The organism is Trichocoleus sp. DQ-U1, assembly GCF_039961925.1.
In the GTDB taxonomy this organism is placed as follows: Bacteria; Cyanobacteriota; Cyanobacteriia; order Cyanobacteriales; family FACHB-T130; genus FACHB-T130.
On record NZ_JAMPKB010000012.1, the window covers coordinates 34,848 to 55,614 of the forward strand.

Genomic DNA, 20,767 nt, shown 5'->3' on the forward strand with positions numbered 1-20,767 from the left:
AGATTTAATCAAAATTTAATTTAAAAATATATAAATATTGGCAGATCTAAGCTAGATTCATCAGAAAAAAAGAAGGATGAAGTTTAAAATTCCGGCTGACAGTATGAGTAAAAAACTTTTTCTGTCACCTTCAATCTTTTTCATCCTTCATCCTTGATTTTGTTCCTTTAGAAATGAGCCTGTGGCCCTGCCCAAGAATGGGTAATCGTCTGACCAAAAATGAGGGGTTGATCCTCAATTGCGGCTACGGTTTGACCCTTCAAATCAACAGCCCATAGAGGCCACTCTTCCTCACCCAATTCGCCTGCTCGAAACAGAACTTGGTCGGGATTAGTTTGACTCCAGCCTAACAACACCGCGTTGGTGTAATCATCGCGGTCAGGAGAGAGAGTCGTAGTACGATTCTGCTGACGATCCCAAACAACGGCATAGTCAGAAGCATCGGACGTACTAAATAAACCTTCAAATTGCCGTGCTAAGACGCGATCGCCTTTTGCCGACCACGAAATGGGGATCAAGATGGCGATGATCCCCGGCATATCCGCTTCTTCGTTACTGACAAAGGGATTGTCAGCCAAAGGAGAAGACGCCGAGATCGTTCGTAAATCCCCTGTCCTCAAATTTTCTACAAACATGACGCTGGAAATGCGGCATTGGTACAACTCCGGTTGCACCTGCAACTGAATCCGGCTGTAAGCAGCATACTGACCATCAGGAGACACTAAAGAGGGGCTGCGATAGTAACGTACCCCAGTGCCGCCGTTGGCGGTAACTTCTGCATGAGTAGTCATTACCCAATTCCACGGGACGGGATGAGGGCTATCGAGGGGGTCGATTTGCACTACTGCTTGAGTCATGTCGGGAGCAGCTTCAGATAATTCCTTTCGGGCTTGCGGATATTGCATGGTAGAGGGACCTGCGATTGTAGACGCAGCCGTGCCAGCTAAGGCAAATGAGCTAGGAGCCATCAGCAGCGCAGCCGCAATAAGCGGGAGGTATGGTTGATTAGAGCACCATCCTGAGCGGAAGAGGCGAATGAACATTGATTGGGGGTGGGGTTGCTAAACGGCGTTTCTTGTGTGAGGAGCAACGCCCAAGGAACAGTGCAGCGTCCCTATATCTATATGTATATCCACAAAACCTGTCAAAAAAAACAAAAGATGTAAAAAAATTTATCATATCTCAATGAATCCGGCTTGATGGGTGAAACACCTTATCGCTCTTGCTATGATATTTTTCCACAAGACGGTCGAAAAGCGATTAAAAATTAATCTAAGGCAAGAAATTTTCTTGGGGGCAGGTTGACTGATTTCTACATACTTGCCTAGACAGTAACTGAGGGCTACCTAACAACATCACAACAGCACTCCAGGGTTATATCCCAAAAGTATTCCCAAATGTCTCTTCGCGCAAGTTAATAACGCGATCGCCCATTTTTATTGCCTCGGACAACGAAAAAAGCTTAATCGCATTATCGAGTGTTAATCTGTTGTCTGGATAAAAATAGGAAAACGGGTGACAAAACAAGAAGCACCATTTGCCAATAACACTTCTCCTCGCCAATCTACAGGCATTGGGAGGTTTTTACTGGTTTTACTCTGGCGAGTGCTGTTGCTGGGGGTGGGAAGTGGCTTGGCGTGGCTGTTCGGTCTCGTCCTCGCGGGAGTCTTTCCCGACCTGACGCCAGAGGTGCCCCTAGTTGTGAAAGTGCTGCGCCGCGCCAAACTAGAGACATCCACCGCCTCCTCTACTTTTAAGCCGTCCCCTGCTGTCACTAGCGCCAGTCCGCCAGTAGAACTGAGTGCGGAACAAAGACGGCAACTGCAAGCAGAGCTGCAACAGTTACAGGCGCAATTGCAAGCACTGCGCGATCGCACGACTAAACTGGAAACCCAAGTCGGTCGCCAGAGTTCCAGCGAACCCCTCGCCGCACGTCTACAAGAAATCTCCCAGCAACTTCAAGGCGATCGCGTTCCCAATTCCAATCAAGTCACTACCGCTTCTAGGGTTTCTATACCATCGGATGCTTTGAAAGTCACCCTACCTAGCGACTTGTTATTTAAAGACAGCGATAGCGTTCTGCTACCACAGGCACCCGTAATTTTAGACAATGTCATCGCCGATTTACGGAACTACCCAGGTGCCACAATTCAAATTGCTGCTCACACCGATGACGTTGGTGAATCTACAGACAATCAAGCGCTATCGTTTCGACGCGCCCAAGCTGCTGAGCAGTATTTATTCACTGCTTTGGAGAAAAAATATCGCATGATTGTTGTTGGTTACGGCGAAACTTTTCCCTTAGTAGAAAATAATAGCGATACCAACCGACAACGAAACCGCCGCATCGAAATTGCGATTATTAACCCTTAGTTTTTACTTTTTTGCTAATGGTTAAGGGAAAAATTGCTTTTCAATCAAGACCAATTACCAATTACCGTTCCCTAATGAAAGTCATATTTTTTGGCACCCCACAATTTGCCGTCCCTACTTTAGAACGGTTACTCGCTAATCCAGAATTTGAAGTTTCAGGCGTTGTGACGCAGCCGGATAAACGTCGGGGACGGGGCAACCAAATGATGCCTTCTCCCGTTAAATCAGTCGCCTTGGCGCATCAGCTACCTGTTTGGCAACCGCACCGGATTAAAAAAGACGAGGAAACGCTCGCTCAGCTAAAACAGACAAATGCAGATGTTTTTGTCGTGGTGGCATACGGACAAATTTTGTCCCAACAAATTCTAGATATGCCCAAATTGGGTTGCATCAACGTACACGGCTCGATATTACCCAAGTATCGGGGTGCTGCTCCCATCCAGTGGTGCCTCTATCATGGCGAGACAGAAACGGGGATCGCCACGATGCTGATGGATGCCGGGATGGATACGGGTGCAGTGCTGCTAAAAACTGATACGCCGATTGGACTGTTGGACAACGCTCAAGATTTGGCGCAAAAGCTTTCCGAGATTGGGGCAGATTTATTGGTGGAAACCCTCCTGAAACTGGAACGCCAAGAAATTGAACCGATCCCCCAAGATGAATCGCAGGCGACTTATGCACCGCTGATTAAAAAGCCAGATTATTGCCTTGATTGGTCAAAAAGCGCGATCGCATTACATAACCAAGTCAGAGGATTTTTCCCGGATTGTATAGCAACATTTCGAGGAAGTTCTCTCAAAATCAGCGCGACTATCCCCCTGGGAGAGGGTTACTGGCAAATCGCCCCAGAATTAAAGGCGCTATCGGATTGGTCTTTTTCGTCCTCTGGTTCGGCACATCCAGGCGAGGTCGTGAGCATTGCCAAAGGATTTGGCCCAATTGTTCAAACTGGCGATGGACTGTTGCTATTGCGAGAAATACAGATGGCTGGAAAACGCCCTCAGTCTGGTTGGGACTTTGCGAATGGAACTCGCTTAACAGTGGGGGAGAGATTGGATTTTGAGGTTTGAGTTGGAGAAGACTTACTGTTATCGGTCTGAATTTTCAATTTTGTTGGGAATAAAGATCCCCCATCCCTTTCCAAGTCGTTCTAAAACTGTCAGGTAAAGCGGCGTGCCCCTTCCCTTCATTAAATCAACTACAGAAAAAGAGGCGCTGTCATATAACAGTGCCCCTTCTTCGTGAGTCTGATATCAGTTAGCTTGTGAGCGGTGATTACTCGCCCAATTTCCGCTCCCCTACTGATTGTTACGCCAGCTAGCTTCATTCATGTCTTGCCAGACATCATCGAGTAGCGAGTCTGATGGGTTCTCTTCCTTTTCAGACAATTCTGGAAATTCCAGATCGTTCGCACCAAAGGCTGATTCTCCGGTGAGATCCAATTCGTCCGCACTGAAACCTGATTCTCCGGTGAGATCCAGTTCATCCGCACCAAAGGCTGATTCTCCGGTGAGATCCAGTTCGTCCGCACCAAAGGCTGCTTCTGGTGCTATTTCCAGATCGTCCGCACCAAAGGCTGATTCTCCAGTGAGATCCAGTTCGTCTGCACCAAAGGCTGATTCTCCGGTGAGATCCAGTTCGTCCACACCAAAGGCTGCTTCTGGTGCTATTTCCAGATCGTCCGCACCAAAGGCTGATTCTCCAGTGAGATCCAGTTCGTCTGCACCAAAGGCTGATTCCGGTGCCATTTCCAGTTCTTCCAACGCGGATTCTGGCACTTCTATGAGAATTAACTCTTCCTCATAGATTAACGGTGCTTCGGCTCCAACTAACACTTCCTCATCCAAGGTGGCTGGGATCGTTGCCCTTTGTGGCTCACTGTCTTCAATGGTTGATGACTGCTGCGTTTGTGGATCTTCTGGGCAAAATTCCAAGCTAAATCTGACTTTCCCTTTTTGCCAGCCGTTGGAGCCGAATTTCAGAACTTCGCAAGGAATACCTTGGTCGCTAAACCAGCCATCCTTTTCTTCTGTCCATCCGCCTAAACCATATTCCAATTGCGTTCTGATTGCATCTGCGAATTCACCGACTCTGAACGTGCGGTGCCCAATTAAGATTTGGGAAGACTCATCCACAGAGAGAACTTCACCTTTGGCTAGCGAGTCGAACTGATTATCCACAACCATCTCCCCCGGTTGAATTGATAGTTTAAAGAGTTATTCGTTATTGGTCATTGGTCATCAGTCATTGCGAATGGCGAATAGCGAATTATTAAAAGCCATTCGCGAATTGACTAAAAGATCAAAAGAACCAACCGTAGCTGTGGAGTCCTTTTCCTAGTAAATTGACCCCAAGATAGCAAATCCAGACGACAACAAAGCCTGTCGCCGCCAAAATTGCCGGTCGTCTTCCTTGCCAGCCTTTGGTGATGCGGGCATGGAGATAGGCGGCAAATACCAACCAGGTAATCAGTGCCCAAGTTTCTTTGGGGTCCCAACTCCAGTAAGAACCCCAAGCTTCATTTGCCCAGACAGCACCGGCAATAATTCCAATCGTCAGGAGAGGAAATCCCAAACCGATGATGCGGTAGCTGATGTTATCCAAGGTTTCGGCAAGGCTCAGGCGCTGGGGCGAAAGGGTTGGTAATTCAGATACCCCTGCTTGGGAAGGCTGGGAGGTCACTAAATCGAGAACGGCTGTTTTCGTGCTGCCATTGCTTTCAAAAATACGCTCCACAGCAGAAGATGACTCGCTGGTTGCTCCTTGTGGCTGGGGCACGAAATCGCTGGCGCGTTGCAGACGGTAGGGGCGTGCCGGGTCATTTTTACTGCGAAATCCGCCGGTTCCGACAGAACTGCCTCGGAGTTCGACGTTCTGACCGCCACTTACCACCAAGAAAGCGATCGCAAGCAGCGATCCCACCATCAGCGCGGCATAACTGAGCATCATGACGCTGACGTGCATCATCAGCCAGTTGGATTTTAGTGCCGGGACTAAAGGCTCTGACGACTGCATCGTAGATGGCAACGTCAAGGCGGCAAAAGCGGCGATACCCATTGCAATGGGTGACGTGGCGACGCCTACTAAGCGGCTTTTGCTCATGTTTTCAGCAATCAGATGGATCGTGGTAATCCCCCAAGCTAGGAAGAAGAGGGATTCATAGAGATTGCTCAAAGGGAAGTAGCCTGCGTCCAGCCATCGTGCGCCCAGTAGGGCGGCAATGCAGAGGTTTGCGATCGCCATCCCTGCCGTCGATAAAGCCCACAGATAGGGGATGCCATTGAAAGCTGCTCCTATCCAGTACATCAACATCGTCGCAAACAGGACGGCGAAGGAGATATTATCTAACCCATTCTGGAGTGCAACCAGGTTCATCTTGTATTCTTTCCAGCAATTGTTATCTAAGTCGCTCACACAAGCGCCACTTTGATCCTATCGGTTCTGGTCGCTCTGAGGCTTGGTAGAATCACCCAGGTTTAGACAACTGATTGTTATTTTTTCTAACGCTGTCATCCTGCCAAGGCAATTGCCAAGGTACGCCAAGGAATTATTGAGCTTTGCGAACCTTGGCGTACCTTGGGGTTGAAAACCGAAACTTTAAGGAGAAGGGCTAGGACTGGGCGAGAGACTGGCTTTTGGCGAAGGACTGGGATCTCCAACTTTCTTCATGTTGACGAAGATATCAAAGCGGCTACTGCGATCGCTACTGATGCCACCCGTGACGCCAATGGAGCGTATCGCGTTTGTAAAGATTTTTTGATTTGGATCGACTTGCGAGAGCGACAGATTCCCAGCGTTAATGGTACGGTCAACATCAATGAAAAACAGACCGTTCTTGTCATTGAGCTGCTGAGGAATCGCTTGTTTGAATAACTCGCTGTCCGCCAAAGTCGCTTGGGGTTTGGGGACGAGGGTACTAGCAACGGGTGCCCCTAATGTCAGGAAAGCAACATTACCATCTAACCAGCCGTGAGTGGCGGCTAAGCCACCGAGTTGTGATGTCCAATTGATGATGGGTTGACCGTTGAGCGTCGTTTCTTGTACCTGAAACTTATATTGCTGTGCCATCACCTCATCCAGCTGCTTGAGAGATTTTTCAGCTCTAGGGCGATCGCTTGTTTGCACCAGGAACGCCACGCCAGCACCTAAAATCGAGGGAGTTCCTGGAGGTGTGGGAATTAAAGCTAGAGAAAACTCGCCCTTCATCCAAGGCAGCAAATCTTGCTCTAAATCTTGACCTAATTTAGACCGAATCTCGGCTTTCATCTGTTCTGGACTAACCCGGATCAGCGGATTCGCTTGGGCACCCTGGACGTAATCTTGCCACAACTGCTGCAAATTGCCACCAGAGGTCACAATCAGAGTATTGCCAGGGAGACGCCGAGGCATACTCTTGGCGTTGTTTTCCACTACGTACTTTGTCTCGCTATTCGGCTTCAGCCAAGACACTCCTTTAAACAGAAGTCCCTCCGGTTCCAGTGTCACCGTCGCGCCGACTCCCTGCCTTTGTTGAACCGAGGCAAGATTTTGGGGAGAAAGCGATCGCGCTGAATAGGTGGCTGCCATTGCTGTTGCCACAGGCACATTAAAATACACTTTGGCAAACGGCGCACCCGCTTTAATCTTCCCCAAAGCCTCTGTGTAGCCTGGAGTATCCGCTAGGGAGGCACCGCCTTTATAAGCGTCAATGACGCGCTCCGTCCCTTTCGGATCGGTGCTAACAATTAAGGAACGCTCTAGCAGCGTCGTTGAGAATTTCTGGGCGGAACTGTCTTGGGTTTCTCGAATCTTGATACCTTTGTAAATGCGTTCAACAAACTTGCTAGAGGTCGGATTTCTATATTTTTCTAGCGCTTGCTTTGCTTGCAGAGGATTTTCAATCGGCAATACCATCACCACCGATTGTTGACCAACCGGGACAGCATTGGGATTCTGGGGCAACTGCTGTGACAAAAAAGCGATCGTGACTTCTTTACCCACCCAAGGCTTGATATCTTGCTGGTAGTTGTAGCCGTTAGCAGTGAGGAGATTTTTTTCCAGTTCGGCGAGTTGTTTGCCAAATGCGGATTGGCTAGCGGGAGTGCCATATTGCCGCAGTTGCTGCCATTGCTTTTCATCAGTCGAGACTGACACGGCGAGCAAGGTATCCTGGGGAACCATTTCGGCACCCACCGGGACATCAGCCTGAAATAGATTCCGCTGCATCAGCAGCCAGTAAGTTACTGCGCCGCCAGCAATCAGCAACACGGCAGCTGCCACAGTCAGAAGGGAACGTTGATTTTTCTGAGGCATAAACCAAGTCAAGAGTCGTAGGAGCTTTCGCATTCGGGCGAGCTATCTTGAGCAACAACCGACTGATTCGGATGCCAATGCTGTGCAACGCTGACGCCCGGATCTGAGTCGAGCCAAATATTAACTGCCCGCTCAGGAGAGAACAGCAACCGTGTCCCTCTTTAGCACTCTGTAGAGTGTATCCCGTTGTTGGTAAGGACGCCCTAATGAACGAATCGCTGACTGCAAAGTTTCCACTTCCATGCAGGTGCCACCCACTGCCCCAGCCATTGTTGTAATATGCTCCTCCATTAAGGTGCCGCCGATGTCATTGCAGCCCCATTTCAGGGCTTCCACCGCACCTGCAAGACCGAGTTTCACCCAGCTGGGTTGATGGTTGGGAATCCAATTTCCTAAGAAAATTCGCGCCACAGCAGTCAGCAACAGGGCGTCTTCTAGAATCGGTTGATCTCGCCCCACCCGACGACGCAGGGGTTTGGGGGCTTCTTGACCGACGAAAGGTAATAGGATAAATTCGCTAATCCGGGCAGGATATCCTTGGGTAACAGCCGTTTGTTGGAGCGATCGCAACTTGTCTAAATGCTGCATCTGCTGTTCTGGGGTCTCAATATGACCGGAAAGCATGGTGCTAGTGGTTGGCATTCCCAACTTGTGTGCTGTTCCCACAATTTCTAGCCAAGTTGCGGTATCCAGCTTTTCCGGACAAAGGACGCGCCGCACTTCATCGTTCAAAACTTCCGCCGCAGTTCCCGGCATTGAGCCAACACCGGCATCTCGCAACGCCGCAATCACCGACTCGTAGCTAAGACCATCTTCCCTGGCAATAAATTGCACTTCCTGGGGGGAGAAGGCGTGCAGGTGCAGTTGGGGAAATTCCTCTTTGATTGTCTTCACCAGTTGCAGGTAATAAGGCAAAGAAGCACCATTAATTTTTGCCCCAAGATGGAGTCCCCCCTGCATACAAATCTCAGTTGCCCCCCGCCGGACTCCATCAGCCGCTTTTTCCAAAATTTGGGGACTCTCTAACCAAAATGCGCCTTCTTCGTCTTCATCCCGGCGAAAGGCGCAGAAACTACAGTGCTGTTCGCAGATATTGGTGAAGTTAATATTGCGATTGATCACATAGGTGACAGTCTCACCCGCTTGCCTGAGTCGCAGCTTGTCAGATGTTTCCCGAATCGCTGACTGGACATCTGGATCGGTTTGCTTTAATAGTACAACTCCCTCTTCTTGTGACAAATCGCCACCTGCCAGAGCACGCTCAAGAATAGCATCAACAGTTTTAGTCGTCACAGCACTTCCCGGTAAAGTAGGTCACTCTTCTCAATTTTGGCAGTAAATGTTTTTTCTGGGAGTTCGCTAGTAGCGCCAGCAGTCAGTTTCACGGGTTCATCGGGTAGCGAAATTCGCTCTAAACTCAAAATTGTGCCTAATTTTTCACCAAGCCTCTAGGTTGTTTTCTAGAATGAGCAATTTTAGGGAAATACCGAGCAATTTAATGGTATGAAATAGAAATTATTTATAATCGGACACCCATAAGCGCAGTAGCAAATCGGCTGGAGAAAGAGTTAGCTATTGTGTCAGGAAATTGCTTACAAGCATTGAATCAAAATTTATCTCTCTATGCATCCGGAGGGCAGTTTAGTTAAATTATCGGTTTGTTAGGAAGACTATCGATGAAAACTGTTTCTAAATTTACAGATTCTACTTAGTTTTATTAGTTGCGACCATAGTGGCTCAGCCTTTATTTCATTTCTGTATAGTTTAGACCTCACTTCACCTAATCTTTACAACTTCAGGTGAAAAATAGCCATTATTTGAAGATTTAGTAAAGATAGCCTATTCTTTGTCGTAGAATTTCAGTCTAATTGCGTAAAATATAGCGAACCTATTTTGGGGATTGCCCGACCTTACGTAAGTAACCAATTTTTACAATACCCAAGTAAAGGGATAGTTGGTAAAAATTATGGAAGGAATCTTTACCCAAACGAGAGCCGGTTGTGAATCTTGTATTTAATATTAATGCTTGTAAATTGAGGGAATAAAAAAATGAGAAATTATATGTCAAAAACGTGGAGAGATGTTACATCCAATCCTAGCGATTCTGATAGTAAGGCTAAAATCAACCAATATAGATTTCCCTTACTCATTATTCTAGCGGGCGTTTTATTTTCACTGTTTTTGCAATCGCAACTCCCAAATGATGTCTTTTTTAGTGGAGATGCTGGGCTTAAAGCTTTGTTAGCGAAACAATTTAGCAACGGGCAGTTTCGCTTTGACCTGAACTTACCTGTAGAAGACTGGGTTCGGAATCTTTGGCAAAGTGGATTATACCCGTTTCAAGAACCGTTTGTCTATAACAGATTTGGGCAGTACTTCATCACCTTTCCGTTTACTTTTCCCCTTGTTACCGCACCTTTCCAAGCGCTTTTCGGCTATAGAGGATTATACGTCGTTCCCTTGATTGCAACTTGGGCTGTATGGGTAAGTTTTTATTTTGCTTGCAGACGGTTGAAATTAAACGCTTTTAGCACAGCGATCGCGCTTGCAATCCTAATTTTTGCTTCCCCTTTATCTATCTATAGCGCGATGTATTGGGAACATAGCCTCGCTGTAGCGCTTTGCTTTCACGGAATGGCAACTTTATTAATACCGGGGACAGAAGGGTTGTCTAAAAAGGATGCTGTATTAAGTGGGATATTTATTGGCTTATCTGTTTGGTTTAGAGAAGAAATTCTAGGCATCGTCGCGTTTTTGGCTGTCCTGGTTTATGCTGCATCTTTTTTAAAATTAAAAAAAGTTCAGTTTTTAGCGAAAAGAAAGGAACTCTTTGTTGTCAGCACATTTTTGACGATTGCCATCTTCTTTGTGTTGAATACATTGATTTATAAGCATCCTCTAGGAATGCATTCCGTTCAGATAGTAGAGAAATTTTCGCTAGTCGATAGATTATTAGTGGCGGTGGCAAATTTTAATCAAATGAGTTCTGGCTTGTTTGAGTATTTTCCCCTAACCTTATTTGCAATTTTATATTTAGGAGTGAGTTTATTTAGCCGACAAAAGCTAAAACTAAGCTTGGGAATGACGGTTATCTATGCAATCTGTTTCTTATTTACTGTAGCGGTTGCGATAATGGTTCCGGCTGGTGCAGGAGGCAAGCAATGGGGACCTCGGTTTTTGCTGGTTTTGGTACCGCTAATTTGCTTGGTCGCAATCAAAGAGTTTGAATTTGTCCGGAGGTTGGCGAAAGGAAGTATTAAAAAGATAGGTACGGTTATTTTCTTGGTGCTTTTTATCATTGGGGTTTATAAAAACACCTACTCCGGCACAGCTTATCTCAGTAAAAATTATCAAGGCATTTCCCCAACTATTCAGTTCTTGCGATCGCAACCAGAAACAGTAGTCGCGATGTCCAACCAATATGTTGCTCAAGTTCTCCAAGCACCCCTACTTGAAAAAGTATTTTTCCTGACGAAAGAACCTCAGGATTTACAAACTTTGGGCGAGGCGTTACTTGAGCAGAAAAAAGAGAAGTTTATTTATGTCTGCTATTACACTCGTTCCTGCCAAATCTCTGAGAAAAAGCCTGAAGAGGTAAAGCTGCCTTTAAAAAACCAGCAGTTTACGATGGAATTCTTACCTTTAGGAAAATATGGGAATTATCCTATATTCCAGGCATCGATTGGGCAGCGATCGCCCGCAGCGCCAGCCTCATCCTCTTCTGCGGTTCCTGCCTTCAGCAATCGAAGATAAATTGTTAAGCTGTTTGCCCGTAGCGCCAGCCTCATCCTCTTCTGCGGTTCCTGCTTCATCCCTTTTAGAGGGAGGAAAATAGAAACTATCGAGTGCGTTAGAGGTTGGAATTCTCGCAATCGCACGCAATTTTGAGGAAAGTAGGCGATCGCTTTCCCAAGCCTGAGGCTGGCTGAATACCTTTATCGTATCGATCAGCACTTTGCCTCAGGCTGAACGTGAGGGGGTGTCAGGAAACCCAGCACCACTTGCACAGCACAAGCTAAAGCTACCAAACTAACGACTGTAATCGGTGACAAAGCCGCACCCGCGATCGCAATCACCAGAATAAAAGCCGCAGAACCCAAACGATAGGCGGCTAAAATCTTACGATGTCGCTTTGTCCCTAAAGTACAGGTAATCAGGTGAATCACCGCCAAGGCCATCAAACACATCGTCACAGCGCCGCAGATCAGCCATCGTTCGTTACTGGGTAACGCTCCTGCCGTTTTGCTGGACACGACAATATGTTCCACACCTACACCAGCAGCAGCAATGCCAATGGCGAGGGGTAAATGGGAATAGAGCCAGATTAAACCAAAGTTCAGGTTGCCAGTTCCCATCCTCCGCAGAGGTGAGCCATCCACGCTGTCAAAGTAGATCCACCACAGGCTAAAAGCAACTATCATCCCCAGCACAGCCACAGTGGCAGATGCAAGACCCCATTGCAGCTGAGAAACGCCTTTGACTACGCCAATCACCGCCTCACCCAACACGATAATCGTAAATAAGCCTAAACGTTCTGGGATGTGTGAAAAGCTCGGCGGCACCTTGGCAGCCAACTGTCTGGCGGTGAGAGGTGTGCCAAAGTCAATCAAAAATCCCAATCCCCAAAGCCAAAAACGCCAAGGAATTGGGACAAAAATTGAGATTAGCCAGATGGCGGCGGCGATGCTAAAGCCTATCACGTACCAAGTTGTCAACTTCCGCGCTGCCACCACAAAGTATCCAGCACTTAGATACTGGAAAATTAAAATACATCGAACAGTTACGTAGGAAAGGGCAAAGCCGTCGGAAGTTTTTCCTAAGCCGTAATGCACGTTTACTGCCAGCACTGCGATCGCAATCATTTGCAGTAATGTCAGCAGTCGGTGTCCTAAGTCGTCAGTATCGAACCGACTTGCGTAAAAAGTCGCCCCAACCCAAGACCACCAAATCGGCACAAACAGCAGCATATAACCCAAAAAACCCAGCAGCGAGACGTGTTCGTTGAGATTATGCGCCACTTCCGCGATCGCTGCCACAAATACCAAGTCATAAAAGAGTTCTAACCAAGTCGCGCGGCGTTCTTTTTCGTTCTCTTCAGGCGTCCGCAGGCGGGGAGGTTGCCACAAAGTTTTAATCATCTTGCACTCTCTAATTTCCGAGAGGATTATGCAGATAATATCCCATAGAAAATCGAATCTTTCTGTAGCGATCGCATTCAGCCGCCAATTGGTCTAAATCTGACTTGGCAAGGCTACCCATAGGCAAGTGAAGCATCGCATTCAACCAGCCGGGAATCCCGATGGTACAGATAAATCTTTTGCGTAAACAGATATTTTGCGCCCATGATAGTCGGGTCAAAAAGTCGCGCGATCGCCACCGGATACTACTACTCTTAAGGGAGTAAAACCCGCTCCAGTTCTAGGTCTCAGGTCTTTCAGTAGGCGTTTAAAATAGAAGTAAGGGACAAAATAAACATTCTTCTAAATGAAACTACAATCATCGGTTTTAGTCCATCTAGGATTCGGAAAATACGTGCGCTCCGACCAGGTGACAGCAATTATCCCCATTGAGGAAGAACGCGGACCGGGGCGGCGAACCTTCGTTCATCTACAGGGGGAAGCTGACCCGATTGTTGCCTCGCGGGCTGAAGACACTATCATTCGTGACTTGGTGCAAGAACCGCGTGAAGTCACCCAAGCGCGTCAACAGCAAGAAATTCTCCAAGATTTATTGGTGGATTTGAGCAACGTTAACTCAACGGTGCGTCGGATTAGCCGTGATGAAGGCGGTCTTGATCTGGAACTGTTGGAACGGCGCATCCGCCAAGTTTTAGAGAATTAAGGTCATCGGTAGGGGGCGATCGCGATCGCCCCTTACTTCAGCTCCAAATTGATCAATCCTGAGAACCTGACAGTATGCACGCGATCGCAGACAACATTTCCTCACCCGAAGCGCCATCCACTCGTTTGTGGATGCCGGAGCGAGTTTTATTCACACCCGCTGCCTTAGATGAGCCTTACGGTCAGCAGATACTTTCTCGCGTCCAGTCGCTTAATTTACCCATCGAAGAGTTGCCGCGAAATCGCCTTACTGGTTTGCGTGGCGAGAGCGATCGCGATACCTACAACATCGCCAAGCGTACCCTCGCCGTCGTCACCGCACCGCCTAGTTCCTTTAAACTCAGCCCCATCCCTCCATCGGCTGACTGGCAATTTCACCTCGCTGAAGGTTGTCCCGCACACTGCCAATACTGTTATTTAGCAGGTAGTTTATCAGGGCCACCCGTGATTCGCGTCTTTGCGAACTTACCGCAAATATTGGAGAATCTGGCAGCTTACGAAGGACAAAGTGACGCCACAAGTTTTGAGGTTAGCTGCTACACTGACCCTCTGGGTATTGAGCATTTAACAGGCAGCCTCGCTGAATGTATCCGCTACTTTGGCACGCGGACGAACGGATATCTGCGTTGGGTTTCCAAGTTTGATGCGGTGGATGAATTACTCGACTTGCCCCACAATGGTCACACCCGTTGTCGGATTAGTGTGAATGCCGATCCGGTGTCTCGTCGGTTTGAAGGCGGTACAGCGTCGGTAGCTTCCCGACTTCAAGCTTTACGGCGGTTAGCTTTACCTCGATCTTCTGGCGGTGGCGGGTATCCAGTGGGTTTAGTGATTGCGCCAATTATGCCTATCGAGGATTGGGAAATACATTACACTCGTTTGTTTGACTCGATTAGCGAAGCACTCGATTTTGATTGTGACTTGACTTTCGAGTTGATTTCCCACCGCTTCACGCCTGGCTCAAAAGAGGTTTTGCAAACTTGGTATCCCCAGTCAAAGCTGGACATGGATGAAGAAACACGCACTGTTAAGCGTAACAAGTTTGGCGGCACCAAGTATGTTTATGACACCGACACGATGAAGACGCTACGGCGCTTTTTTGAAAGTGAGATTACGAACCGCTTTCCCCAAAGTCGCCTTCTCTACTGGACTTAGGATTTCTAGCTAAATCTCATCTTATTCGCTGACCAAATTACAGGTCAGCTTTTTTATATTTTGAGCAAGTTTGCAAAGGGAGAGAATGCGATCGCTCTGGAGAGCTTAGCTTATCCAGGTGATTCTTTTTTTCGGCGTCTAAACACTCCAGTTTAGCTAATACTAAGCGATCGCACTGACTCACTTATATCTGCGACGAAGGAAAAGAAGCGATCGCGTAGTGTTGGGTTGCTATTAACTACTGGCTCCTGTGTCCTTCTGCTTCTGCATTTCAAAAGTTTCCATAAGAAAAATAGCTAGGGTTGCGCCTGTACCTACTACTAATCGAGCATGACGTGGAGTGATACCAGATTTGTGAACTTTACCATGTCCAGTACCATAAATATTTCTTAGTTCATCAACACCAATCACAACCTGTCCAATGTTATTCAGAGTTCTCTTGATAATCTCGGCTCCTTTCATATTTGAATCGATTTCGCTGGGACTAAGGTTTAAAACTCTTTGTGTACGTTTTAGTAATTTAGTCAGGTCGTCTTTTCCTATTTCTTCTCCAAAACCTTCAAGAATCGTTTTGAGAACACTTTCGATAAGTTCTTTTGTTGAACCTACGGCAAGTTCTGGATCGGACTCTACAGAACGACGAACCCGAGCGATGTGCTGATTCAGTTCAAAAGAGTTTGCTATTGCCATCTCCTCTGTAGTGTCAAGGAGAGGTTGTGTGTGTCCGTAAAGTTCTTCAAAGTCTTGAGGATTGTTTTCTTTTAGCCATTCTTGCAGCCTAATGAAGTCGATAATAATTTGTAAGTTGCCAGGGTCACGATCTAATAACTGTTCGATAACCTGAAAGATGCAGCTCCCGTAGTCCGGATCGCCAAAACGGTGACTTTGCAATAGTCTGTGGTGTTTATAAATAATATCCTTACCATTTGTAAGATAAGCTAGTTCATCCCAGTCCGATTCTAGGAACTCGGATTCTATACAACGCTTGATTGATAGAACAATTCTGTCTTTCTGCTTTGTTGATCCACTCATATATTTTTCTGTTTACCCAAAAAGTATAGGCTGATGATCGCACTTTTAAAGTGTGTTTAGTATTTCCTATTGTATTAATGATATACCCCGATCGCTCTACCTTCCCACACCCTTGACACTTTTGTAGTATAAATGTAGCATAAAGATTGCCGCACAAGTGGCAAATGTCTTTTCATGGCTCTGGTAAGGCAGAGTATTTGTCCTATGATTCCCCGAACGCGCATCCGTAATATTGGAATTTCTGCTCACATTGACTCTGGTAAAACAACCCTTAGCGAGCGGATTCTGTACTACACGGGCAAAATTTACAAGATTGGCGAAGTTCGGGGAGGTAGCGATCGCGCGACATTGGACTACATGGAGTTAGAGCAACAAAAAGGCATTACCATCACTTCAGCAGCGACAACTTGCGTATGGAATGATACGCAGATTAACCTGATCGATACTCCTGGACACGTGGACTTCACGATTGAAGTGGAGCGTGCTTTGCGGGTTCTTGATGGTGCGATTATGGTGCTGTGTGCGGTTGCTGGTGTGCAATCGCAATCTATCACAGTAGATAGGCAGATGAAGCGCTACCGAGTGCCGCGTATTGCCTTCATTAATAAGATGGATCGGACAGGTGCAAATCCTTTCCGAGTCGTGCGATCGCTGCGAGAAAAACTAGGTCTGAACCCGGTACTGCTTCAGTATCCTATTGGCAGCGAGGATAAGTTTGAAGGCGTCATTGATTTGATTGAAATGACGGCAAACTATTTTGCTGGAGAAAAAGGCGAAATTCGCGTGATTCAGTCAATTCCCGAACAGTTACGGGATGAGGCAAAAGAAGCACGAGAGAAGATGCTCGATCAACTCTCTATGTTCTCCGAATCGATGATGGGGATGCTACTAGGGGGCGAAGAAATTCCCAAAGAAATGATTTGGGAAACCCTTCGTCGAGCAACTTTAAGCTTGCAATTAACGCCAGTTCTGATGGGTTCCGCCTTCAAAAATAAGGGGGTTCAGAACTTATTAGATGCTGTTGCTCTTTACTTGCCGTCACCAGTGGATAGAGAGGTGGTGAAAGCGATCGCGATTGCGACGAATGAGCCGATTCATGTCTATCCAGACACGGAAGCCGCACTGGTTGCCTTGGCTTTCAAAATCGCCAAAGATGAGTACGGACAACTGACTTATACCCGCATCTATTCCGGGACGCTGCGCGAGGGACAACGCATCTACAACACTCGCACTAACCAACGAGTGCTAGTGAGCCAAATTGTGCGGATGCACGCGAACAAACGCGAGGAGGTCGAAAGTGCCGCCGCTGGGGACATTGTAGCTTTGCTGGGTGTAGACTGCGCTTCTGGCGATACGTTCTGCTCGGAAGGAACCAACCTCTCTTTAGAGGGGATATTTGTGCCAGAACCCGTGATGACGCTAGCGATCGCGCCCAAGAAACGGGAAGATGCCGATCAAATGTCAAAAGCGCTCAATCGCTTTACACGGGAAGATCCCACCTTCCGCGTCAGCATCGATCCGGAGTCCAAGGAGACCCTAATTTCGGGGATGGGCGAACTGCATCTAGAAATCTACATCGAACGCATGAAGCGGGAATACAACGCCGAAGTTAACGTCGGTGCGCCCGCCGTAGCTTACCGCGAAACCGTTACCCAGTCGGCAACCTTCGACTACAGGCTCAAGAAGCAAGGCGGTGGCCCCGGTCAATATGCTCATGTTATCGGTCGGATTGAACCCTGTGAAGACCCGTTTGCGTTCGAGAATCGGGTGGTTGGGGGTGCGATTCCCAAAGAATTCATCCCCGCTTGCGAGAAAGGTTTCCGCGAAGCGATCGCTAGCGGACATCTCATCGGTTATCCGATTGTTGGTGTCAAAGCGATACTAGAAGCGGGTTCCTACCACGCGATTGACTCTTCGGAAATGGCATTCCGAACTGCGGCTAGTCTTGCACTCAAGCAAGCCTTTGCCAAAGCAACGCCAGTCATCCTCGAACCGATTATGCTCGTGGAAGTGGAGACACCGAACGAGTTTGTGGGGCGAGTGCAGGGCGATCTCTCGTCTCGTCGCGGCGTCCTGCTGGGTTCTGAGACGATGGAAAATTACGCTGTCATCCGTGCCGAAGTGCCGTTCGTGGAAATGTTCGGTTATTCTGCACAGTTGCGATCGCTTTCTTCCGGTCAAGCTAACTTCTCAATGGAGTTCGTCTCCAATAAGCCGGTACCCGTGAATCTGCAACAGCAACTGATGGAAAATGCCGCCCATCTGCGCGGCTAAAGCCTTCATCTGAAAATAGGACTAAGGAGTGTTCGCGTAGCGGCACTCTCTTCACTCTCTTCGCGGACTGAGGACTAAATTTTAGTTCTCAGTCTTTTCTTTGCACTCATAAAATGGAGTAACACACTCAAGGAGTGCTTGATGAGCCAGACCACTACCGATCGAGTCCGTTGGACAGTTGCCGATCTGGAGTTGTTGCCAGATAACGGGAATCGCTATGAGATTGTGGATGGAGAATTATTTGTGACACGCGCACCACACTGGGGTCATCAAAGGGTATGTAGCAACATTTGTACAGAGTTGAATTTTTGGTCGCGACAGACTGGTTTAGGAGAATCTGCAAGTGGTGCTGGCATCATTTTTACGGATGCTGATAACGTGATTCCTGACGTAGTTTGGGCAAGTAAGGAACGATTAGCTGCTGTGCTAGATGATGCAGGGCATTTAACCGCAGCACCAGAGTTGGTGGTTGAAGTGCTATCTCCAGGCGAGGAGAATGAACGCAGAGATAGACAGGTGAAACTGAAACTCTACGCATCGCAGGGAGCCAGGGAATACTGGATAGTTGATTGGCGTTTGCAGCAAATTCAGATTTATCGACGAGAGGGGGCAACACTGGTGCTAACAGCAACATTATTTGCCAGCGATGAACTGACTTCGCCATTGCTTCCCGGTTTTACTTGTCCTGTGGCGCGGTTGTTTAGTTAGAAGTTAGCGGAAATTAGCGATCGCAATTTGCCTTGAATTGCAAACCCAAGCTGAATTGAATAGCCCAACGAAAAATCGCTGGATGTCATTTTTGCAGAAACAGTTATCGGCAGCGATCGTCGTACCTAAAAATTTTTCTAAAACCCAAAGCAATTGCCAATTTCAAAAGATGCTTCACTGCTACGGTTACTGCTGCCAGCATAAGGCCAATCGTAATGATTAGTATTTGCCTTTTTGCTTTTATCTTTAATATCAGGCAAACTTAGTTTAAATAACTTCATAGAAATGCTTATTTTTTAAAACACTATTGACAAATTAATTGATATATGTAGAAAATGCCTGCGGGCGTCTGTCGCCAGTGCTTGACGGGAAGCGAATCAGGATTAGGGGAAATCTCAAAGTGAACATTCTGCTAGTGGAAGATGATGAGCGTTTGGCACAAGCTCTCACCAAAACCCTCAGCGATCGCAATTATATAATGGACCGGGCAGCCGATGGGCAAGCAGGCTGGCAATTTGCACGGGCTGGTACTTATGACTTAATTTTGCTAGATGTGATGCTGCCTACACTTGATGGCATCAGTCTTTGTCAGCGGCTACGTTCTTTGGGGCGGTTGATGCCGATTCTCTTATACGCTGCCCATGAAATTGATGGCGATAAAGTCATTGCGCTGGATGCTGGTGCGGATGATTATGTCCTCAAACCCTTTGATTTAGAAGAAGTAGCGGCTCGTGTCCGCACTCTCCTGTGTCATTGCTGTTTATTAAAGCCGCCAATTCTGAAGAATGGCAGCCTAGGTCTTGACCCGCCTACCTTAGAGGGACGCTATGAAGGGAAAAACTTGCATCTTACCCCCAAACAGTATGCGCTACTAGAACTGTTTGTGCGCTGTCCGAATCAAGTCTTTAGCCGCAGCGAGCTTCTGGAACACCTGTGGTCGTTTGAGCAACCACCCGCTGAAGAAACCGTCCGATCTCACATTAAAGGGTTGCGGCAAAAACTGAGAGCCGCGGGCGCTCCCACCGATCTGATTGAGACGGTTTATGGGCTAGGATATCGCCTCAAGCCAGCTCAATCTCATCCTCCAACACAAGCGGTATCCTCCGCCCTACACCAGCCGCCGACGCTTGCTCAAACGCAGGCAGCAGTGATGAAAGTTTGGGAGCGCTTGCAAGGAGAGATTATCTCTCGGATAGATGTTGTTGAGGAGGCAACGACTGCCTTATTGAGAGACGAATTGGGGTTGGAACAGCGCCACCGAGCAGTTTGGGCAGCTCACAAGCTAGCAGGTTCTTTAGGGATGTTTGGCTTTCCGTGGGGTTCTCAACTAGCTCGTCAGATTGAACATAGCTTTCAACCAGAGACGCCATTGGATCGGGACATAGCGCAACACTTGTGCGAATTAGTTGCGGATCTCCGATGCGAACTGCGGCAGCCTCCAGCAATCGGGCGCAAAATTCGCTCGGTGTCGGTGGATGTAGAAATGCAAGATAGATTGTCTCAGATTAAATCTGGTTGATTGAGCCTAACGGAGTTCTTGGCTCATTCCAATCCGGCTGGCTAACCCAGATTAAAATCTCCGATAAGTAAAAATAATTTTCAGATGCGTTGCGTCCGTTGTTTCCTGAAATTCTTGCTGGCTTTTTTACCGCTCACCTTACCCGTTAAAGCTCAACAAATGGAAGTAACTGATAGCGATCGCCTGATTATCCGTTCTGTGATTTCTAACCAACTGGAAGCGTTTCAGAAAGACGATGCTGAAGGAGCTTTCTCCTTTGCTAGCGCAGAAATTCAAGCTCAATTCGGGACGCCAGACAACTTTTTAAGGATGGTGAAGGCTGCTTATCAACCAGTTCATCGTCCTCGTTCCGTGATGTTTGAGAACATGACCACAATTGAAGGATTCCCAGCTCAGCAAGTGCTTCTACTCGATCGAGATGGGAATTTGATCAGGGCACTTTATCTGATGAAAAAGCAATCTCAGGGTAAATGGAAAATTACTGGGTGTTATTTAGTGCCAGTAAAAGGAGAAACGGTTTGAATAGAAAATTGGTAAGAAGAGTTTTGAGTTTTGATGTGAGAAGATAGTG

Annotated in this window: 18 protein-coding genes; 9 read left to right on the forward strand and 9 right to left on the reverse strand. The window is 47.4% G+C overall.

Annotated features, from left to right (window positions below):
* Positions 1-167: 167 nt before the first annotated feature.
* Positions 168-857, reverse strand: coding sequence for a hypothetical protein (locus NDI34_RS07390; RefSeq protein WP_190410893.1), 690 nt, complete (start codon positions 855-857; stop codon positions 168-170).
* Between the two features lie 658 nt (positions 858-1,515).
* Here NDI34_RS07390 and NDI34_RS07395 point away from each other — a divergent pair.
* Positions 1,516-2,373 (forward strand): OmpA family protein, encoded by an 858-nt coding sequence (locus NDI34_RS07395; protein WP_348232296.1) that lies wholly within the window; start codon positions 1,516-1,518, stop codon positions 2,371-2,373.
* A 74-nt stretch (positions 2,374-2,447) separates the two neighbouring features.
* Entirely contained in the window at positions 2,448-3,446 is a 999-nt protein-coding gene (gene fmt, locus NDI34_RS07400; protein WP_348232297.1) for a methionyl-tRNA formyltransferase, read from the forward strand.
* Between the two features lie 228 nt (positions 3,447-3,674).
* Here fmt and NDI34_RS07405 read toward each other — a convergent pair whose 3' ends face one another.
* The 5 genes from NDI34_RS07405 to NDI34_RS07425 all read right to left on the reverse strand — a co-directional run bounded on the left by NDI34_RS07405 (position 3,675) and on the right by NDI34_RS07425 (position 9,089).
* The gene (locus NDI34_RS07405; RefSeq protein WP_348232298.1) at positions 3,675-4,556 is read right to left on the reverse strand and encodes a KGK domain-containing protein; all 882 of its coding nucleotides are present in this window, start codon (positions 4,554-4,556) and stop codon (positions 3,675-3,677) included.
* Between the two features lie 121 nt (positions 4,557-4,677).
* On the reverse strand, positions 4,678-5,751 hold the full coding sequence (ccsB, locus tag NDI34_RS07410; RefSeq protein WP_190410477.1) for a c-type cytochrome biogenesis protein CcsB: 1,074 nt from the start codon (positions 5,749-5,751) through the stop codon (positions 4,678-4,680).
* A 222-nt stretch (positions 5,752-5,973) separates the two neighbouring features.
* Positions 5,974-7,668 carry a DUF3352 domain-containing protein gene (locus tag NDI34_RS07415; RefSeq protein WP_348232299.1) on the reverse strand — a complete coding sequence of 565 codons (1,695 nt, stop codon included), beginning with the start codon at positions 7,666-7,668 and terminating at the stop codon, positions 5,974-5,976.
* A gap of 132 nt (positions 7,669-7,800) precedes the next feature.
* A complete protein-coding gene (cofH, locus tag NDI34_RS07420) occupies positions 7,801-8,961 on the reverse strand; it encodes a 7,8-didemethyl-8-hydroxy-5-deazariboflavin synthase subunit CofH (protein ID WP_190525246.1) in 1,161 nt (386 codons plus the stop codon).
* The gene (locus NDI34_RS07425) at positions 8,958-9,089 is read right to left on the reverse strand and encodes a hypothetical protein (RefSeq protein WP_277878891.1); all 132 of its coding nucleotides are present in this window, start codon (positions 9,087-9,089) and stop codon (positions 8,958-8,960) included. Before NDI34_RS07425 ends, cofH begins: the two co-directional genes overlap by 4 nt.
* A 640-nt stretch (positions 9,090-9,729) precedes the next feature.
* Between NDI34_RS07425 and NDI34_RS07430 the strand changes: the two genes are divergently transcribed.
* Complete coding sequence (locus NDI34_RS07430; protein ID WP_348232300.1) at positions 9,730-11,421, forward strand: dolichol-phosphate mannosyltransferase; 1,692 nt, start codon at positions 9,730-9,732, stop codon at positions 11,419-11,421.
* A 194-nt stretch (positions 11,422-11,615) separates the two neighbouring features.
* Here NDI34_RS07430 and NDI34_RS07435 read toward each other — a convergent pair whose 3' ends face one another.
* Together NDI34_RS07435 and NDI34_RS07440 are read right to left on the reverse strand one after the other, a co-directional pair.
* Positions 11,616-12,806, reverse strand: coding sequence for a low temperature requirement protein A (locus tag NDI34_RS07435; protein ID WP_348232301.1), 1,191 nt, complete (start codon positions 12,804-12,806; stop codon positions 11,616-11,618).
* 10 nt (positions 12,807-12,816) lie between these two features.
* A complete protein-coding gene (locus NDI34_RS07440; protein WP_339380865.1) occupies positions 12,817-13,026 on the reverse strand; it encodes a hypothetical protein in 210 nt (69 codons plus the stop codon).
* 126 nt (positions 13,027-13,152) lie between these two features.
* Between NDI34_RS07440 and NDI34_RS07445 the strand changes: the two genes are divergently transcribed.
* Positions 13,153-13,509, forward strand: coding sequence for a hypothetical protein (locus NDI34_RS07445; protein ID WP_190410482.1), 357 nt, complete (start codon positions 13,153-13,155; stop codon positions 13,507-13,509).
* A gap of 131 nt (positions 13,510-13,640) precedes the next feature.
* Complete coding sequence (locus NDI34_RS07450; protein ID WP_348232325.1) at positions 13,641-14,663, forward strand: spore photoproduct lyase family protein; 1,023 nt, start codon at positions 13,641-13,643, stop codon at positions 14,661-14,663.
* A gap of 234 nt (positions 14,664-14,897) precedes the next feature.
* On the opposite strand, the gene NDI34_RS07455 is transcribed toward NDI34_RS07450, so the two are convergent.
* The gene (locus NDI34_RS07455) at positions 14,898-15,695 is read right to left on the reverse strand and encodes an abortive infection family protein (protein WP_348232302.1); all 798 of its coding nucleotides are present in this window, start codon (positions 15,693-15,695) and stop codon (positions 14,898-14,900) included.
* Positions 15,696-15,899: 204 nt separating this feature from the next.
* Here NDI34_RS07455 and fusA point away from each other — a divergent pair, with 204 nt between their 5' ends.
* The 4 genes from fusA (at position 15,900) to NDI34_RS07475 (ending at position 20,718) form a co-directional block, all read left to right on the forward strand.
* Positions 15,900-17,969: an elongation factor G gene (gene fusA, locus NDI34_RS07460; RefSeq protein WP_348232303.1), complete on the forward strand. Its 2,070-nt coding sequence runs from the start codon at positions 15,900-15,902 to the stop codon at positions 17,967-17,969.
* Between the two features lie 141 nt (positions 17,970-18,110).
* The gene (locus NDI34_RS07465; RefSeq protein WP_190431618.1) at positions 18,111-18,677 is read left to right on the forward strand and encodes a Uma2 family endonuclease; all 567 of its coding nucleotides are present in this window, start codon (positions 18,111-18,113) and stop codon (positions 18,675-18,677) included.
* A gap of 400 nt (positions 18,678-19,077) precedes the next feature.
* Complete coding sequence (locus tag NDI34_RS07470; protein WP_348232304.1) at positions 19,078-20,196, forward strand: response regulator; 1,119 nt, start codon at positions 19,078-19,080, stop codon at positions 20,194-20,196.
* A gap of 84 nt (positions 20,197-20,280) precedes the next feature.
* Positions 20,281-20,718, forward strand: a complete 438-nt coding sequence (locus tag NDI34_RS07475) for a DUF4864 domain-containing protein (protein WP_242047441.1) — start codon at positions 20,281-20,283, stop codon at positions 20,716-20,718.
* Positions 20,719-20,767: the final 49 nt, after the last annotated feature.

Coding starts and splice junctions, on each gene's coding strand:
- NDI34_RS07390 (WP_190410893.1), bottom strand. CDS start 857: ATGACTCAAGCAGTAGTGCAAATCGACCCCCTCGATAGCCCTCATCCC.
- fmt (WP_348232297.1), top strand. CDS start 2,448: ATGAAAGTCATATTTTTTGGCACCCCACAATTTGCCGTCCCTACTTTA.
- ccsB (WP_190410477.1), bottom strand. CDS start 5,751: ATGAACCTGGTTGCACTCCAGAATGGGTTAGATAATATCTCCTTCGCC.
- NDI34_RS07415 (WP_348232299.1), bottom strand. CDS start 7,668: ATGCCTCAGAAAAATCAACGTTCCCTTCTGACTGTGGCAGCTGCCGTG.
- NDI34_RS07430 (WP_348232300.1), top strand. CDS start 9,730: ATGTCAAAAACGTGGAGAGATGTTACATCCAATCCTAGCGATTCTGAT.
- NDI34_RS07435 (WP_348232301.1), bottom strand. CDS start 12,806: ATGATTAAAACTTTGTGGCAACCTCCCCGCCTGCGGACGCCTGAAGAG.
- NDI34_RS07445 (WP_190410482.1), top strand. CDS start 13,153: ATGAAACTACAATCATCGGTTTTAGTCCATCTAGGATTCGGAAAATAC.
- NDI34_RS07450 (WP_348232325.1), top strand. CDS start 13,641: ATGCCGGAGCGAGTTTTATTCACACCCGCTGCCTTAGATGAGCCTTAC.
- NDI34_RS07455 (WP_348232302.1), bottom strand. CDS start 15,695: ATGAGTGGATCAACAAAGCAGAAAGACAGAATTGTTCTATCAATCAAG.
- fusA (WP_348232303.1), top strand. CDS start 15,900: ATGATTCCCCGAACGCGCATCCGTAATATTGGAATTTCTGCTCACATT.
- NDI34_RS07465 (WP_190431618.1), top strand. CDS start 18,111: ATGAGCCAGACCACTACCGATCGAGTCCGTTGGACAGTTGCCGATCTG.
- NDI34_RS07475 (WP_242047441.1), top strand. CDS start 20,281: ATGCGTTGCGTCCGTTGTTTCCTGAAATTCTTGCTGGCTTTTTTACCG.